Origin of the sequence: Streptomyces smyrnaeus (genome assembly GCF_017676345.1) — a bacterium.
GTDB lineage: Bacteria > Actinomycetota > Actinomycetes > Streptomycetales > Streptomycetaceae > Streptomyces > Streptomyces smyrnaeus.
In genome coordinates, this window is record NZ_JAFFZM010000006.1 from 194,605 (window position 1) to 212,424 (window position 17,820).

Below are 17,820 nucleotides of genomic sequence, written 5' to 3' on the forward strand. Positions count from 1 at the left end.
CATGCCTCCCGTCTTCGCACACGGCCGCCTGCGCCTCTATCTGCTGATGCTCCTCGACGAGGCGCCGCGCCACGGCTACGAGGTGATCCGCCTCCTGGAGGAGCGCTTCCAGGGGCTGTACGCGCCGTCCGCCGGCACCGTCTACCCGCGGCTGGCCAAGCTGGAGGCCGAGGGCCTGGTCAGCCACACCACCGAGGGCGGCCGCAAGGTCTACTCGATCACCGAGGCCGGCCGCGCGGAACTGGCGGACCGGCAGGCCGAGCTCGCCGAGCTGGAGGTGGAGATCCGCGACTCCGTCGCCGCGCTCGCCGCCGACATCCGCGAGGACGTCAGCGGCACGGCGAGCGACCTGCGCCGCGAGATGCGGGAGCAGGCCCGGAACGCACCCGGCCGTACCAAGGCAGGCCGCGCCCGGCCCGGCACCGGCACCCCGCCCGGCACCGGTGAGCCCCCCGGCTGGGACGACGGCTGGGAGAGCGGCTGGGACGGCGTCTGGGGCGACAAGGAGGCGTGGCGGCATGCCAAGGAGGAGATGCGCCGCGCCAAGGACGAGTGGAAGGAGCAGGCCCGCAAGGCCAAGGAGGAGGCCCAGCAGGCCCGGCGTCAGGCCAAGAAGGAGCGTGAGGCGCACACCGAGGCGCTGGCCGAGGTGCGGCGTATCGCCCGCCAGGTGCAGGAGCAGGTGCAGACCCGGATGCGAGCGGGTGACTGGCCCGGCGCCGTTCGCGACGGCATGTCCGAACTGGCCCGCGAGATGGGTGATCTGAGCCGCCTCACCGGCCAGGCGCCCCCCGGGTCTTCGCAGGCCCGGCCGCAGTCGGCAGGACCGGAACCGGACCGCCCGGCGGATGCGCGCACGGATCACCCGTCCGGTACGGAACCGGCCGCCGAGGCCGAGGTGCCCTTCCCCGATCCGACCGGCGACCCGGTACGCGACCTCGAACGCCTGCTGGACCGCTTCCGCGACGATGTGCGCGACGCGGCTCGTGACCACGGCGTGAGCGACACCCAACTGCGCGAGGTGCGCCGCCAGCTGTCCACCGCGGCGGCCCATATCGGTGTGGTACTCCGCGGCCCGGGTGGAGGGGCAGGGCCCACGGCCCCGGGCAGAGAGGGAGCGGACGGCTTCGGCACGGGCGGGAGTTGACCTCTTCCCGCCCCCCGAGACCCTGGCAGTCTAGTACCGCGCCCGCATTCCGGCACGCCCCCGCCCCCGGTTCCGGTCGCGCCGATGGGCCGACCGGGGTTCAATGTGACCTCGGGCAGGGCACGTTGACGCGAGCAGCGCAGTCGCGGAGCAGGCGGCGGAGCAGCAGCGTGGACGGGCGCGAACGGGGAAGCGAGGGGCGCATATGGAGCGGGAGATCCGGGAGATCACACTGCCGGGCGGGGAGACGGTGCTGGCTCGGGTGCACGTCCTGGACGACGACGAGGTGCCCTCCGGCGCCGAGGAGTTCGAGTACGACGACGTCGGCATCCGCGATCAGCTCATCGCGCGGGCCCAGCAGCTCAACGAGGTGATCGGCGGCGTGGGTGCCGCGGTGCTCGCCGCTGCCCGGCATGCCGGTCCGGACGAGGTCAGTGCGACGTTCGGCATCGAACTGGCCGTCAAGTCGGGCAAGGCCCTCGCCGCCGTGCTCGCCGAGGGGGAGGCCAAAGGGGCGGTCTCCGTCACCCTGACCTGGCGCAGGCCCGAGGCGCCGGCCGACCCTCCGGTCGCCGGTGGTCCGGCTCCGGCCCCGCAGGGCGGATGAGCGCGGGCGGACGAACGGACGGCCTCGACGGCCGGCGGCCAAGTCGTGGAAGGGCGTGCCCGGTTGGGGGCCCCGCCCCTCCCGTCTGTCGGACCCGGCGACTAGCCTGCTACCTCATACACCTCACACAGGGAAGCCGCGGGGGAACGGGGCGTAGAGGGGGGAGCGCTGTGACAGGAGTGCGAGCCGCACGGGGCGGGCGGTCACGATTCGGCGTGCTGCTGTGCGCGCCCTGTGCCGTATGAACGCCCCCGCGGGCCTCGCCGACTCCGTTCGCGCTTCCGTCGTGCGCATCGGGGCACCCCCCGAGGGGTACGACGGAAGCAGCGGGACAAGCGACGACAGCCGTCGCCGCGACAGGAACCGGCGTGCGTTCTGGGGGACCGGTTTTTTTGTCGCGCCCGGATGGGTCCTCACGTGCGCCCATGTCGTCGGCAAGGGTGCCGCGCCCATATGGAGGGGGGAGCGCGCCATCGGCATCACGATCGGGGACAGCACCGCCGACGCCGCTGACGCCGCCGTCGGCGGCGCAGCCGGCATGGGTGGCACCGCCGGCGCCGGTGCCACCGTCCTCCTCGGCGAGCTGGCGTTCGGACTGCCGCTGCCCGAGGACCCCCAGGCGCCCCCGGCCCCCTGGCCGTTCCCCGATCTGGCGCTGGTGCGGGTGCCTGGCGCCGAGGACGCCGACTGCCTGTGGCTGAGCGACCGTTCCGTGCTGACCCCGGCGGACATCGGGCTGTACGGCTGGGCGCCGTCGGAGGTCAGGGGCGAGCAGATGTTCTTCACCGGGTTGGGGAAGGCCACCGGGGTCGTCGGCCGTCCGCTCATGCTCAGCGGTGACCAGCTGACCGAGGGCTGCTCGGGCGGGCCCGTGCTCGACCAGCGGCGCGGCACGGTGCTCGGCGTCAGCAAGGGCACGGGCCGCAGGCCGGGCTCGGGGCTGGCCACACCGATCACCGCGCTCCGCAAGCTGTGCGACGCGGGGCCGCGCGGCGCACGCGTGCTGCACGAGGTGCTGTCGGCGCACGACAAGCACCATCTGAGGCGCTACAACGGCTTCGGCCACAGCTGGCACCGGCAGCACGCCAGGCTGGGCCCCTCCGGCGGGGAGCCCGCCTACGGCTTCACGGTCGACCGGCGCGCCGAGCTGTACGCGCTCTTCGCCGAGGTGGAGCCGCCCACCGGTGCCGGGCAGGTGCTGCAACTGGCCAACGAGGCCCGGAACATGGTGCTGCGCTGGCCCTACACCTTGCGCGACCACGATCCCCGCTCCTGGCGGGAGGGCGCCGGGCTGCTCTACGACCCGCGGGACGACAGCACGGCGGAGGTGGAGCCCTCCTCCGACCTCGCGCTGGAGGCGGTGGTGCTGTACGCCGCGAAGGTGACGGCCGCGCTCACCCGATCGGGCAAGGCGCGTACGCCTCGTGCGATCCGTGCGCTGGCCGACCTGCGCGAGTGGGTGGAGCGCACGGCGCGGACGCTGCTCAACGATGTCATCCGCGCCCGCGTCCCCGGCGTGCTTGACGGTCACCGTCCGGCGTCGGCGGCACGCGCGGATGTGCTGGTGGAGATAGAGCCGGACATCTACGGCTCGGGACGGCACGCGTGGCGGGTGGCGCTGGTCCGGCCCGCCGACAAGGACGACCTCCACGGCGGTGCGGCCCCGGCCCTCGGCGCCGTCGTCGAGGCCGGGGACTCCTCTCCGGCCGAGGACGCGGAGCGCGAGGAGATCACCGTCGAACAGAGCCGGGAGGAGGTGCCGCGCTCCCGGCTGGAGGAGGCAGTGCGCGGGGCCCTGTCCCAGGCCCTGGACCAGTGCGACGTGGACGACCATCTGGCGGCGGTGGAGTTCCTGCTGCCGCGAGCCCTGTTCGACGAGCCGGTGGACGCCTGGCGGGCCCGGCCCTACGACCCGTCCGACCCGTTCAACCCGCACACGCTGCCGCTGGGCCAGCGCAGGCTGGTCGTGGTGCGCGACAGGTCGCGCAAGGACCACGGCTTCACTCCCGAGTGCCGCAGTCGCGCCGCCGCCGTGCTGGGCGGCCCCATGGAGGCCGTGCCGCTGCGCCGCGAGGTTCCCGAGGCGGGACACGACGCCTCCGCCCCCGAGGGCGGGCAGGCCGCCTACGGGCGGCTGCTGGCGGCACCGCCCGGTGCCGTGCCGGTGTACTGCGCGGGGACGGGCAGCGGCCCGGGGGCGCGCGCCATGGCGGCGGCGCTCGGTGCGGGCCACGCCATGGCGCTGTGGCGGCACTCCTACAGCGACGACCAGGACCACCGCGATTGCGCCGAATTCCACGAGCGGGCCGCCGAACTGCTGCGCGAAGTTCCCTCGGCCCGGCAGCTGCCGCTGCACATCAGAGCGCTGCGCAACAGGAACGCCGACCTGACCGACGACACGGATGGCGCAACTGGCGTCAGCAGTGCGCCAATTGATCGTTCGTCGGCCTGGGCACGGCATATCGTCCTGCTCTACGATCCGCCCCACAGGACCTCGGGGGACGGACCGCTGCGCGAACCACCGCTCATGCCCAGGCCGCCGACAGCGTTGAGGAGCACACCGTGAGCGATTGGCGCATCTACCGCGGTGCGGGTGTCCCGCACGAAGGTGTGCGTGAGCTGCCCGAGCCGCCGCCTTGGCGTGACTTCACCGGAGCCGGCACCGGGCCCGACTCCCCGGGCGGGGCGAGTGGCGACGACCCGGAGGGTGCCGACACCGCCCGACGGCTGGGCGCGAGGCGACGGCTGGTGGAGAGCCTCCATCCGCGGCCCGAGGAGGTCGAGGCCGTCAACGCGGCGCTGTATCTGCGGCGTCCGCTGCTGGTCACCGGCAACCCGGGCACCGGAAAATCCACCCTCGCGCACGCGGTCGCCCACGAGCTGGGCCTGGGCCGGGTGCTGCGGTGGCCCATCGTCAGCCGCACGACACTGCAGGACGGTCTCTACCACTACGACGCCATCGGCCGCCTTCAGGACGTCCAGCTGGACCGGGCCGTGGCCGGGGACAGCAGTACCCCGCCCGCCCGTCCCCCGATCGGGTCGTATCTGCGCCTCGGCCCGCTCGGTACCGCGCTGCTGCCCGCCCGGCCCGCCGAACCGGACAGGGCACCGCTGCCCCGGGTGCTGCTCGTCGACGAGCTGGACAAGAGCGACATCGACCTGCCCAGCGACCTGCTGAACGTACTGGAGGACGGCGAGTTCACCATCCCGGAGCTGGAGCGCATCGCCGACCGCGAGCCGGTCGCCGAGGTGCTGACGGCGGACGGCGAGAAGGTCCGGATCGAGGGGGGCCGGGTACGCTGCACGGTCTTCCCGTTCATCGTGCTCACCTCCAACGGGGAGCGGGACTTCCCGGCCGCCCTGCTGCGCCGCTGCATCCAGCTGGACCTCAAACCACCCGGCGACGAGCAGCTCGCCGCGATGGTCTCCGCGCACCTGGGGGAGGAGGCGCTGGAGGAGGGCGCCGAACTGGTCCAGCGGTTCCTGCGGCGCCAGCCGGGACAGGTGATCGCCACCGATCAGCTGCTCAACGCCCTGTTCCTGACACAGCGCACCTCAGGTGTCGAGCGGGTCACCCGCGACCGGCTCGCCGAGATGCTGCTGCGCCCCCTCGACCGCCCGAGGTGACCGTCACATGAGTGCGGCGTCGACCCCGCCGCGGCAACCTTCCGACCATCCGCGGTCCGCGGCGGCCCCGTGGGCCGAGCGGCAGTCCGTGCACGACGTGGCGGAGCTGGTGGCGCGGTTGCGGGCCGCCGGCTGGGATCCGTCGTCCGAGGAGCTCGCCGAGGCGCTGTGGCTGGCCCGCTTCGGTTTGGGGCGCACTGCAGGGGAACCCGACGTGGACTCCACCGGGCTCCGCTACTCAGGGACCCGGACGCCGCAGCCGGAGCCTCCCATGCCACCAGCCGAGGACCACGACGCCACCGAGCCGACGGAGACGCCACCGGCCACGGAGCGCACCGCGCCGGTCTCGCTGTTCGCACCGCGCAGGCACGGCGGAGCACCACCGGCGGGCTTCCCGGTCCGGGCGCCGGCGGCCGGGGCGCTGTCCGGACTGCTCGAACTGCAGCACGCACTGCGCCCCTTGCACGGCTACCGGCCCCCGCTGCCGCCCGCCACCGGCGCCCTGGACGAGGCGGCCACCGCCGATCTGAGCGCCCGCTCCACCGCGGTGCGGCCCGTCTTCGGCACAGAGGTCCGCCGCTACAGCGAGATCCAGCTCATCATGGACGCCTCGCCCACCGCCTCGGTGTGGCAGCCCACCCTGGAGCGGCTGCGGCAGACCTTCGAGCAGCTCGGTGCCTTCCGCGACGTCCAGGTGCGCTATCTGCACCGTGCCCGGGACGGCGCCCCGCTCATCGGTACCGGGCCGGTGGACGGCACCGCACGGCTGCGGCCGGCCGACGAGTACCGCGACACCACCGGACGGCGCCTCACCCTCGTGGTCAGCGACTGCGTGGGCGCGCTGTGGCAGGACGGCCGCGCCCAGCGGCTGCTGCACCACTGGTCGGGCCGCTCCCCGCTGGCCGTCGTACAGCCGCTGCCGCCCCGGCTGTGGCCGCGTACGGCGCTGCCCGCAGAAGCGGGTCTGCTGCTGCGCGGGCGCGGCTCGGGCGGACGCGTCACCTTCGAGCCCGACAGCTACGGTCCGCCCCCGCCGGCGGGCGCCGTGCCGGTGCCGGTGCTGCTGCCCACGCCCGAGGCGCTGGGCAACTGGGCGCGGTTGCTGGGCACCGACAGCGAGCGCGCCGTGGCCGGTGCCGCCGCCTGGGTGCTGCCCCGGCACCCGGCGATGCCCGCGCCGCGTACCCCGGCGGGCGCGGTACCGGCGCGTACCCTGCTGCGCGAATTCCGCAACACCGCCTCACCCGGGGCGTTGGATCTGGCCGTGCATCTGGCCGTGGTGCCGCTGCTGCTGCCGGTCATCCATCTCGTGCAGGAGGCGATGCTGCCCGACACCGGGCCGATGGAGCTGGCCGAGGTGCTGCTGTCCGGGCTGCTGACCCGGCTGCCGGAGGAGGACGAGCCGGACGGGACCGACCGCCGCGGAAGCCTGCCCGGCCCGCGCTACGCGTTCGCGCCCGGGGTGCGCGAACTGCTGCTGCAGTCCCTGGACCAGGGCGCGGCCGTACTCATCCTCAAACATCTGTCCGGGTATGTGGCGCAGCGCTTCGGTAAGGGCACCCGTAACTTCGCCGCCATGGCCGTCGCCCAGCTCACCGGCCGCAGCGAGTCCGAGCGCGCCGGCCGCGAGCCGGCGGGCACCGTGGGGGACGGTGCGGAGCCGAACGAGGCGGAGGACGGCGACGAGATGTTCGCGACGATCCCCGCCGAGGTCGTCCGGTTCTACCTGCCCGAGCAGACCGCGGCCGACCAGGTGGCCGAAACCGAGCGACTGCTGCGCCGCTGGCGCTCCCAGGGCGACATCCAACTGCTGCACCGGGCCCGCTCCGTCGGCGAGGCAGCACGTGCCGCCGACCGCGACAGCGCACGGGCCCGGCTGGCACTCGGCCGGGTGCTGCACGCACTGGCCGGTACGGCTGCCGTACGCCGCAGCCCGCAGGGCCCCGAGCCGCTGCTGCGGGACGCCGCCGAACTGCTGACGGACAACGAGCCGGGCACCCTGCTGGAGCGCGCGGGCGTCGAACACTCGCTGTGGCAGGTGCGCGGCGGCTCCCGGCATCTGCTGCGCGCCGAGGGTCTGCTGCGTTCGCTGGCGGGCCGCACCGGTTCAGCCACCGCGCAGGCGGCGGAACCGGCGGCAGAAGACCCGGCGGCAGAAGACCCGGCGGCAGAAGACACGGCGGCAGAAGACACGGCGGAACGGGCACTGCTGCCGGACGCCGAGCGCACCCGTAAACTCCGGCTGGGCCGGGTGCTGCTCGCACTGGCCCAAACCGCACCCGAACACCGCCACAGGGCGGCCCCCGAGGCCGTCAGCGAACTCCGCGAAGCGAGCGACATGCTGGCAGACCGCGCGCCCGGGTTCCCCGAGCCCTCCGGTGCCCCCGCGACCTCCGAGACCCGGCCCGCCCAGGTGGCCCCGCAGGCACCCGACTCCCGTGCACCGGACTCCCGCGCATCCGACGAGGCGCGGGCACAGCGCTGCGGCGCCCTCCTCGACCTGGCGTCCGCGCTGCGGCTGAGCGGCGCCCCGCCGCAGGAGCGCCTCGATGTGCTGGCGCAGGCCGAGGCCCTCGCGGGCGAGCGGTCCGGGCTGCGGCTGCGCTGCGCCAGGGAGCGCGCCCGTGTGCTGCGCGAGACCCGTGACTGGGAGGCGGCGGCCGAGGCGTACACGGAGGCCGAGCGGCTGTCGGGACGCGACAGCACACAGCGGGGCGAACTGCTCATCGAATGGGGCGAGATGCTGCTCACCGAAGCAGGCGACCTGTCGCGCGCGGAGGGGCTGCTGCGCGAGGCCCTCACCCGCGCCCCCTCCGGGAGCCCGACGGTGGCCAGGGCCGCGCTGCTGCTCGGACGGGTGCTGCTGCTGCGCTACGAACGCGAGAGTTTTCTGCCCGACCTGTACGAGGGCTGCCATCTGCTGGAGCAGGCGGCCCGGCAGGGCCCCGACGCGGAGAGCAGGGCGCAGGCATGGCTGCGGCTGGGCAGGGCCCGGACGCTCTTCCCGGCGGCTGCTCCGGAGTCCCAGCAGGTGGCGGCCGATCTCACCAGGGCGCTGGAGGAGCTGGCCGACGCCCGCGAGGGCGGCTCCGTCACCGCCGCCAGGGCGCTGCACGGCCGGGCCGAATTCCATCGCTCCCAGGGGCGTGCCGAGGAGGCGCTGGCCGACTACCGCGCGGCGGAGGCCGAATGGCAGCTGCTGGCCGGGCAGCTGGCGGACCTCCCCTGGGCCGAGGTGCGCGACACCAGGGACCGGGTGGCCGAACTGGCGGGTTGAGCGCAAGGCACCTAACCGGGTGCGCCGACGCGCCGACCGGGGGAGGCATCAGCGGGCGGAACCGGGGGGAACGGACGGGAGAACGGGGAGGAACTGACGGGGGAACGGGGGGATGACCTGATGTGGCGCGCGGGGGAAGGCGAGGACCGGCCGAATGCGGTGGCCCCGCTCCTCGCACGTGTTTCCGGCTACCTGCCCCGGGAAAGAGACATCATCCGTGTTACCGCCCCCGGGTGGGGGTCCTAGGGAGGAGAAGAGCGTGCCGAAGCGGACCGAGGGCGCGTCCCGCAGCCCGGGCCGTGGGCCCGACGCCGCACCGCCGTCGCCCTTGCCCGATCTGACGGATGTGTCCCTGCGTACCCTCAGGACCTGCGACGATCCCGCCGTCACCGCCGCCGTGGAGAGTGCGCTGCGCACCCCCGAGGAGCTGTCGCGGGTATGGCGGTCCTCCGGCGGGGAAGCCGGCCGTATCGGCAGGCGGCGACACTCCGGCGGACCCCCGGCAGGCAGCCACCGGGCAGCCGGGAAACGGGGTGTGATCCGGTCAACCTTCGGCTCGGTCCACGGCACCTCCGGCCCGCCTCCGGGTCCGGGAGACAGCGTGGGCCGTCATGAACCCCTTTGAGATACCGGGCCCCCAGCTTCGTCGGATGGGGGAGACGCGGCCGGTGCCGGGAGAGGCCGCCGCACTGGGCGGCTGGCTGCACAGCAGACGCCTCGTCCTGCTCAAGACGCTGCTGACCAGGGCCGAGCGCACCCAGTTGCCCCCACACGCGGCCCGCGCGCTGCGCGAGCACTGGACGCTGCTGGAGGACGCCGAGCACCACGACCCCGCCGCGGCGCGCGGCGTCCTCGGCTATCCGGCGGCGGGCAACTGGCTGGCGCACGCCCTGGCGGCGCCCGGCGACGATTTCGTCACGGCGCTGGCGGGTCTGGGTACGCTCGCCGCGACGGTGGCCACCGCCGCCGGCTGCGACTTCCGCCTCGTCCTGCCGGTGCACGACGGCTTACTCGTCCTCCCCGGCCTCGGCTCGTACGCGACCACCGCGCCCCGGGTACGCATGGAGGCGATCGGCGACACGGTCACCTTCACCCCGCAGGACGGTCGGCCGACCGCCCTCGTGCGAGGCGACCTGCTGAGCCGTGCGGCGCCACCGGCAACGGGCTGGCGGCCCCTCGGCCCACTGCCCGGCGGGCCCGCCGTGCTCGACGACCAGGACCCGCACCTCGCGCGGGAGACGGGCCGCGCAGGGCTCGCGGGACTGCTGCCTGCCGCCCTGACCGCCCCGGACGAGGCATACGAGTGGCGGGAGCTGTGGAGCCGCGCGCTGGATCTGCTGGGCGACGCCGACCCGGAGCGCGCCGCCGAGGTGGCGAGCCTCGTCCGCGCCGTCGTACCCGTGCTGTGGAAGCCCGACGGGCGGGCCAGCGCCACCCGACTGGCCGCACCCTGGGCCGTGCTGACGACCCTTCCGCGAACGCCGGAGGAGATGGCCGAGGTCCTCGTGCACGAGGTGCAGCACAGCAAGCTCGCCGTCCTCGGTGGCGTCGTACGGCTCAACGACGAGTCCGCCGAGGCCGTCTACCGCGTCGGCTGGCGCAGCGACCCCAGGCCGCTGGGCGCCGTCGTGCAGGGCACCTACGCGCATCTGGCCCTCGCCGATCTGTGGGCCAGGCTCGCCCGCCGGGCCTCGGCGACGCCCGCCGAGCGCGCGGCCGCCCGGCGCCGCGCAGCCGACTACGGTGCCCAGGTCGACCACGCTCTTTTCCTCCTTCTGGGCTCTGGTCAACTGACCCGTCAGGGCACAGAGTTCGTGGAGGGCATGCGCCATCGCTACCGGCGGCTGAGCTCCCCGGGCGGGAGGGCCGCCCGGGACGCGGAGTCCGCGGAGCACGCGGGCAACACCGACAGCGCGGGCAACGCGGCCGACAGCGAAAACGCAGCCGACAGGCTCACAAACGGTCACTTTGGGTAATCTCGCCGTACACGTCGCCCGCGAGGCGGCGACGGCTGCTGGACGAGGGAGAACGCAAGCATGGTCGCTCAGCGGGAACCGGCTCAGGGCGGGGCGCCCGGAGGGGAGTCCGAGCACTTCGTGGTGGTCTTTCCCGGCTATCACCGGGGCTGGGGCAACTGGATCGCGCACCGGCTGGAGAGCCATGGGCATCGCACCACGCTCCAGCGCTGGGACCCGGACCGCGAGCAACCGCTGGAGGAGGCGCTGGGCGACCTCCAGCTCGCCACCGGCCGCGTCCTGCTGGTCATCAGCGATGTCTTCCTCCAACTCGGTCCGCGCACCGAGGCCGACTGGAACGCCGTGCTGCGCGGCTATGTCGCCCAGCACGCGGACCGGTTCGCCGCCGTCAACCTGACCAACCGCGAGCTGCTGCCGGCCACCGCGGTGCTGGAGCCGGTCAACCTGTGGGGCGTCGGCGAGGAGGAGGCCGAACGGCGGCTGCTCAACCGGCTCGGACTGCGGCCCCGCCGCATCCCCGTCCCGCAGCCCGGCTACGCTAGCCGCTACCCGAACGACCCGCCCGCCATCTGGGGCGAGGTGCCGCGCCGCAATGCCCGCTTCACCGGCCGCGACGTCATCCTCGGCGACCTCCAGCAGCGGCTGATGGACGCCGAGCACGGCGCCGCCGTCTGCTCACTGGTCGGGACGGCGGGCATCGGCAAGACGCAGATCGCGGCGGAGTACGCGCACCGCTTCGCACCCGACTACGACGTCGTCTGGTGGGTCAACTGCGATCAGCGCAACACCCAGCGCGACACCTTCGGCTCGCTCGCCACCGAGATCGGTCTCGACAGTTCCGGTGAGGTCGGCGAGCGGGTGCGCGCCGTACGCGAGGCGCTGCGCAGGAACGAGCCGTCCGGCCGGTGGCTGCTGATCTTCGACGGCTGGGAGGAGCCCGAGGAAGCCGCCACCTACCTCCCCCAGGGCGGCAGCGGCCACGTCCTGATCACCTCCCGCAACAAGAGCTGGCGGTCTCTCACCGACATCAAGCAGATCAGCGCCTTCCGCCGCGCCGAGTCCACCGGCTATCTGATGCGCCGTGCCCCGCACATCACCGTCGAGCAGGCCGACCAGGTGGCCGACGAGTTCCAGGACCTGCCGCTCCAGCTGGCGCAGGCCGCGGCCTGGCTGGGCGAGGAGGGCATGGAGGTGCCCGAGTACCTGCGCATGGTGCGGGGGGTGGGGCTCACCCGGCTGGAGAGCAACACCATGCCGGACGACTACCCGTACTCCTCCCTGACCTCCTGGTCGATGCTGCTCAACAAGCTGCGCAAGTCCGAGCCGCGCGCTGTGGAACTGCTCTCCCTGTGTTCGGTCTTCGCGCCCGGCCGCATCCCGCTGGGACTGGCCCGGGGCATCCCGGCCGCCGAACTTCCCGAGACCCTGCGCTGGTTCAGCAAGGACCGGTCGGGCTGGACGCGTGCGCTGGACTCCCTCGTCAACTACTCGGTGCTCACCCGCGAGGCCCGCACCCCCGCCGTCGGCGACGGCGACCAGAGCGACTCCGTCCATATGCACCAGGTCGTCCACCGCGTCATCGCGGAGCTGACCCAGGGCAGGCAGAACGACATCTATCGCGAAACCGTGCACCGGCTGCTGGTGGAGGCCGACCCCAGCACTCCCAACGACAGCCGCCAGTGGGGCCGCTACGCCGAGATGCTGCCCCACCTGATCGCCTCGGGCGCCCCCTCCAGCAAGGACCGCCGCGTCCAGGAGATGCTGCTCAACTGCCTGCGCTACTGCTACTCCAGCGGTGAGTACACCCTCGGCGCCGAGCTGGCCGACAGCATTCGCGGGGACTGGGAGACGTTCCTGGACGCCACGGCTTCGCAGATGCTGGCGCTCACCACCATGCAGGGGAACCTGCTGCGCGGGGGTGGCCGATTCCGCGAGGCACAGGCGTTCGACAGTGCCCGGCTGGAGCGGCTGCGCGAGATGCCGCCCTCCGACGGCGCCCACGAGGAAGCCGTCATGGACGCCACCAGCTGCCTCGCCTCCGACCTGCGGCTGCTCGGCCAGTACGACGAAGCGCTGCAGCTGCAGAAGCAGGTTGTCGAGGTCTCCGCTCGGCTGTACGGCCCGGAGGAGTGGACGAGCCTGCTGGCCCAGCACAATCTCGCCGTCGGCCTGCGGCTACTGGGCCGCTACGAGGACGCCTACGAAACGGACCTGGACACCCTCCGCAAACGCGAGCAGGTGCTGCGGGCCCGCCACCCCAACACCCTCGCCTCCGGCAACGCCTGCGCCCGAGATCTGCGGCTGATGGGCCGCTACCAGGAGGCGCTGGCCCGCCAGGAGCTCGGCATGCGACTGCATCTGCAGGTGCTGGGCGCCCAGCATCCGCAGACCCTCATGGCCCGGCACAATCTGCTGCTGTGCCAGCGCAGGGCGGGCACCCCGCGCCAGGACATCGCCACCGCCATGGCGCTCCTGCTGGAGCAGCACGAGCAGGTGCACAACCGCACCCACTACTCCACGCTCTCGCTGCTGACCGACTACGGCAACTTCCTGCGGGAGCACGGCGACCTGGCACTCGCCCGCGAGTTGCTGACCGAGGCGGAGGACGCCTTCCGCTCCCTGCTGGGCCCCGCGCACCCGGTCCCCACCGCGATGCAGTCCAACGCAGGGCTGGTGCTGCAGGCGGAGGGCGAGCGGGACGGTGCGCTCAACATGTTCGAGCAGGCGCTGGCCGGGCTCACCACACTGCTGGGCGCCGACCACCCCGCGACGCTCGGCTGCGCCCTGAACACCAGTGGCGGCCGCAACTTCAGCGAAGCCCTGGAGGACGCCTTCGAGCTGAGCCGCGACACTCTGGAGCGCTCCCGGCGGGTGCTGGGCGCCGACCACCCCCTCACCCTTTCGTGCATGGTGGCCCACGCCGGCGATCTGCGCTCCCTGCGGCGCCGCGAGGAGGCCCGCGCGCTGGAGAGCGACGCCCTGGAGCGGTTCACCCGCTCGCTGGGCGCCCAGCACCAGCACACCCTCGCCGCCCGCCAGCGCACCCGCCCGTACTGGGACTACGAGCCGTACCTGGGCTGAGCCGGCCGGGCCCCATGGACGCGCCGGGCCCGCACACGGCCGAGGGCCCCCGCCGCAATGCGCGGCGGGGGCCCTCGGCTTCGTACGACGGGCCGTCACCGGACCGGTCGGCTCAGATCTCGAAGACCTCCTGGATGAGCTGCGCCTGCTCCTCCGCGTGCCGCTTGCCCGAGCCCACGGCGGGCGAGGACGAGGACGGCCGGGAGACGCGACGCAGCCGGTCCGCGTTCGGGACGGGCTCCGAGCCGATGATCAGGTCGAGGTGGTCGACCAGGTTGAGGGCGATGAACGGCCAGGCGCCCTGGTTGGCCGGCTCCTCCTGCGCCCACACGTACTTCTGGGCGTTGGTGAACCGCGCCATCTCGGTCTGGATCTCCTTGCTGGGCAGCGGGTAGAGCCGCTCCAGCCGGATGATCGCCGTGTCGGCGGAGTCGGGGTCGGTCAGACCCCGCTTCTGCCGCTCGGCCTCCAGGTCGTAGTAGACCTTGCCGGAGCAGAAGACGACCTTGCGGACCTTGGCCGGGTCCATCTGACCGCTGTCCACCAGCGTGTCACCGATCACCGGGCGGAAGCCGCCGCTGGTGAACTCCTCCGTCTTGGAGGCCGCCGCCTTCATCCGCAGCATCGACTTCGGGGTGAAGACGACCAGCGGCTTGTGGTGCGGGTTGTGCACCTGCCAGCGCAGCAGGTGGAAGTAGCTGGAGGGCAGCGACGGCATGGCGACCGTCATGCTGTTCTGCGCGCACAGCTGGAGGAACCGCTCGATCCGGGCCGAGGAGTGGTCCGGGCCCTGGCCCTCGTAACCGTGCGGCAGCAGCAGGGTGACACCAGAGGTCTGGTTCCACTTCTGCTCGGCCGAGGAGATGAACTCGTCGATGACCGTCTGCGCGCCGTTGGCGAAGTCGCCGAACTGCGCCTCCCACATCACCAGCGCCTCGGGACGGGCCAGCGAGTAGCCGTACTCGAAGCCCATCGCCGCGTACTCGCTCAGCAGCGAGTCGTAGACGTTGTAGCGGGCCTGGTCGTCGGACAGGTACAGCAGCGGCGTGTAGTCGTCGCCGGTGTTCTGGTCGAGCAGCACCGCGTGCCGCTGGCCGAACGTGCCGCGCCGCGAGTCCTGGCCGGCCAGCCGGACCGGGGTGCCCTCCATCAGCAGCGAGCCGATGGCCAGCGTCTCGCCCATGCCCCAGTCGATCGTGTCGTCCTCGACCATCTGCGCACGGCGCTGCAGCTGCGGCGTCAGACGCGGGTGGACGGAGATCCGCTCGGGGACGTTGACCTGGGACTCGGCGATCCGCTTGACGACCTCCTGGCTGATGGCCGTCTCCACGTGCACCGGGAACTCCGGCTGCGGCGCCGGGACCTCGGCCGGGGCCGGGGCCGAAGTGGCGTCCCGGACCTCGGTGAAGACCTTCTCCAGCTGTCCCTGGAAGTCCTGGAGGGCCTGCTCGGCCTCCTCCAGCGTGATGTCGCCCCGGCCGATCAGCGACTCGGTGTAGAGCTTGCGCACCGAGCGCTTGCGGTCGATCAGGTCGTACATCAGCGGCTGGGTGAACTTCGGGTTGTCGGTCTCGTTGTGACCGCGGCGCCGGTAGCAGATCAGGTCGATGACCACGTCCTTGTTGAACGCCTGCCGGTACTCGAACGCCAGTCGCGCCACCCGGACGACGGCCTCGGGGTCGTCGCCGTTGACGTGGAAGATCGGGGCCTCGACCATCCGGGCCACGTCCGTCGAGTACATCGACGAGCGCGCCGACTCGGGAGCCGCGGTGAAGCCCACCTGGTTGTTGATGACGACATGGATGGTGCCGCCGGTGCGGTAGCCGCGCAGCTGCGACATGTTGAGCGTCTCGGCCACCACGCCCTGGCCCGCGAAGGCCGCGTCACCGTGCAGCGCGATCGGCAGGACGGTGAAGTCCGTGCCGCCCTTGCCGATGATGTCCTGCTTGGCGCGTGCCACGCCCTCCAGGACCGGGTCCACGGCCTCCAGGTGGGAGGGGTTGGCGGTGAGCGAGACCTTGATCTGCTCGCCGTCAAGGCCGGTGAAGACGCCCTCGGCACCCAGGTGGTACTTCACGTCGCCGGAGCCGTGCATCGACTTCGGGTCGAGGTTGCCCTCGAACTCCCGGAAGATCTGCGCGTACGGCTTGCCCACGATGTTCGCCAGCACGTTCAGCCGGCCGCGGTGGGCCATGCCGATGACGGCCTCGTCCAGCCGGGACTCGGCGGCCGCGTCGATCACCGCGTCCAGCAGCGGGATGACGGACTCGCCGCCCTCCAGCGAGAAGCGCTTCTGGCCGACGTACTTGGTCTGCAGGAACGTCTCGAACGCCTCGGCGGCGTTGAGGCGGCGCAGGATGCGCAGCTGCTCCTCGCGCTCCGGCTTGACGTGCTGCAGCTCGACCCGGTCCTGGATCCACTTGCGCTGCTTGGGGTCCTGGATGTGCATGTACTCGATGCCGGTGGTGCGGCAGTACGAGTCACGCAGCACGCCCAGGATGTCGCGCAGCTTCATCATGGACTTGCCGGCGAAGCCGCCGACCGCGAACTCCCGCTCCAGGTCCCACAGGGTGAGCCCGTGCTCGGTGATGTCCAGGTCGGGGTGCTTGCGCTGCTTGTACTCCAGCGGGTCGGTGTCGGCCATGATGTGGCCGCGCACCCGGTAGGAGTGGATCAGGTCGAAGACGCGTGCGGCCTTGGTGACGTCGTCGTCGTGCGAGGCGTCGATGTCCTGCAGCCAGCGCACCGGCTCGTACGGGATGCGCAGCGCCTTGAAGATCTCGTCGTAGAAGTTGTTCTCGCCCAGCAGCAGGTTGGCCACCTGGCGCAGGAACTCGCCCGAGGCCGCACCCTGGATGACGCGGTGGTCGTAGGTGCTGGTCAGCGTCATGACCTTGGAGACACCCAGCCGGTTGAGGGTGTCCTGGGAGGTGCCCTGGAACTCCGCCGGGTACTCCATGGCGCCGACGCCCATGATCAGGCCCTGGCCGGGCATCAGACGGGGCACGGAGTGCACGGTGCCGATGCCGCCCGGGTTGGTCAGCGAGCAGGTGACGCCGGAGAAGTCCTCCATCGTCAGCTTGTTGTTCCTCGCCCGGCGGACGATGTCCTCGTACGCCTGCCAGAACTCGAAGAAGGTCAGCGTCTCGGCCTTCTTGATGCCTGCGACCACCAGCTGGCGCTCGCCGTTCGGCTTCACCAGGTCGATGGCCAGACCGAGGTTCACATGCTCCGGCTTGACCAGGGTGGGCTTGCCGTCCTTCTCCGCGTAGGAGTAGTTCATCGACGGCATCGCCTTCAGCGCCTGCACCATGGCGTAGCCGATCAGGTGCGTGAAGGAGACCTTGCCACCACGGGCGCGCTTGAGGTGGTTGTTGATGACGATGCGGTTGTCGAACAGCAGCTTCACCGGGACCGCGCGCACGGACGTTGCCGTGGGCAGCTCCAGGGAGGCGTTCATGTTCTTCGCCACAGCCGCGGACGGGCCGCGCAGCGGCAGGTACTCCGGGCCCTCGGCCTCCTGGGCCGCGGGCGCCGCCGCCTTGCCGGCCGGAGCCTTCGCCCCGCCCGCCTGAGCGGGCTGCTGCGCCGCCGGCTCGGCGGGCGCGGCCTGCTGCGGCTGGGCCTGCTGGGCGGGCTTCGGCTGCTGCTTCGGCGCGGCAGGCTCAGCCTTCGCCGGGGCACCGGCCTGCGCGGGCTGCGGGGCAGCCTGCTCGGCGGCGGCCGGAGCCTGGGCCGGTGCGGCCTTCGCGGGCGACGGGGCGTTGTCCCGCGGGGTGCCCGCGCCGTCCGGCGCCGTGCTTCCGTCTGAGGACTCCGGCTGATAGTCAGCGAAGAAGTCCCACCAGGCTCGGTCTACCGAGTTCGGATCCTGGAGGTACTGCTGGTAGATCTCGTCGACGAGCCACTCGTTTGGCCCGAACGACGGGCCAGGGTCCTTGCCCTGTCCGTCCTTCCGTTCCGTAGTGGTGCTCGATGAGCTGTTGGGGGACTGTGACGACACGGCGGCAACCGCCCTCTTCCGCTTCCTTAGGTGGTGGACAGCGGAAATAAAGGCTACGCCTCTCCGGACGATTGGTGGAGTCCGGGCCGCTCTTGGTCACGT

At 72.6% G+C, this 17,820-nt stretch carries 8 protein-coding genes; 7 read left to right on the plus strand and 1 reads right to left on the minus strand.

The genetic code is table 11. The annotated features are described in order from the left end of the window. Position 1: 1 nt before the first annotated feature. The 7 genes from JW613_RS12360 (at position 2) to fxsT (ending at position 13,715) form a co-directional block, all read left to right on the plus strand. Positions 2-1,147 carry a PadR family transcriptional regulator gene (locus tag JW613_RS12360; RefSeq protein WP_209210842.1) on the plus strand — a complete coding sequence of 382 codons (1,146 nt, stop codon included), beginning with the start codon at positions 2-4 and terminating at the stop codon, positions 1,145-1,147. A 205-nt stretch (positions 1,148-1,352) separates the two neighbouring features. Beyond that, positions 1,353-1,754 (plus strand): CU044_2847 family protein, encoded by a 402-nt coding sequence (locus JW613_RS12365; protein ID WP_209210843.1) that lies wholly within the window; start codon positions 1,353-1,355, stop codon positions 1,752-1,754. Between the two features lie 241 nt (positions 1,755-1,995). Continuing rightward, a complete protein-coding gene (locus tag JW613_RS12370; protein ID WP_245225454.1) occupies positions 1,996-4,320 on the plus strand; it encodes a VMAP-C domain-containing protein in 2,325 nt (774 codons plus the stop codon). Beyond that, complete coding sequence (locus JW613_RS12375) at positions 4,317-5,381, plus strand: AAA family ATPase (protein ID WP_099884148.1); 1,065 nt, start codon at positions 4,317-4,319, stop codon at positions 5,379-5,381. Before JW613_RS12370 ends, JW613_RS12375 begins: the two co-directional genes overlap by 4 nt. A gap of 7 nt (positions 5,382-5,388) precedes the next feature. Next, entirely contained in the window at positions 5,389-8,658 is a 3,270-nt protein-coding gene (locus tag JW613_RS12380) for an SAV_2336 N-terminal domain-related protein (protein WP_209210844.1), read from the plus strand. A gap of 650 nt (positions 8,659-9,308) precedes the next feature. Next, positions 9,309-10,634 carry an aKG-HExxH-type peptide beta-hydroxylase gene (locus tag JW613_RS12385; protein ID WP_209210845.1) on the plus strand — a complete coding sequence of 442 codons (1,326 nt, stop codon included), beginning with the start codon at positions 9,309-9,311 and terminating at the stop codon, positions 10,632-10,634. 60 nt (positions 10,635-10,694) lie between these two features. Continuing rightward, positions 10,695-13,715, plus strand: a complete 3,021-nt coding sequence (fxsT, locus tag JW613_RS12390; RefSeq protein ID WP_209210846.1) for an FxSxx-COOH system tetratricopeptide repeat protein — start codon at positions 10,695-10,697, stop codon at positions 13,713-13,715. 112 nt (positions 13,716-13,827) lie between these two features. Here the strand turns inward: fxsT and JW613_RS12395 are convergent, their stop codons facing one another. Beyond that, the gene (locus tag JW613_RS12395; RefSeq protein WP_209210847.1) at positions 13,828-17,718 is read right to left on the minus strand and encodes a multifunctional oxoglutarate decarboxylase/oxoglutarate dehydrogenase thiamine pyrophosphate-binding subunit/dihydrolipoyllysine-residue succinyltransferase subunit; all 3,891 of its coding nucleotides are present in this window, start codon (positions 17,716-17,718) and stop codon (positions 13,828-13,830) included. Positions 17,719-17,820 lie beyond the last annotated feature (102 nt).

What these genes read in the sequence shown, in the direction of transcription:
- JW613_RS12360 (WP_209210842.1), top strand. Translation starts at nt 2, where the DNA reads ATGCCTCCCGTCTTCGCACACGGCCGCCTGCGCCTCTATCTGCTGATG.
- JW613_RS12365 (WP_209210843.1), top strand. Translation starts at nt 1,353, where the DNA reads ATGGAGCGGGAGATCCGGGAGATCACACTGCCGGGCGGGGAGACGGTG.
- JW613_RS12370 (WP_245225454.1), top strand. Translation starts at nt 1,996, where the DNA reads ATGAACGCCCCCGCGGGCCTCGCCGACTCCGTTCGCGCTTCCGTCGTG.
- JW613_RS12380 (WP_209210844.1), top strand. Translation starts at nt 5,389, where the DNA reads ATGAGTGCGGCGTCGACCCCGCCGCGGCAACCTTCCGACCATCCGCGG.
- JW613_RS12385 (WP_209210845.1), top strand. Translation starts at nt 9,309, where the DNA reads ATGGGGGAGACGCGGCCGGTGCCGGGAGAGGCCGCCGCACTGGGCGGC.
- fxsT (WP_209210846.1), top strand. Translation starts at nt 10,695, where the DNA reads ATGGTCGCTCAGCGGGAACCGGCTCAGGGCGGGGCGCCCGGAGGGGAG.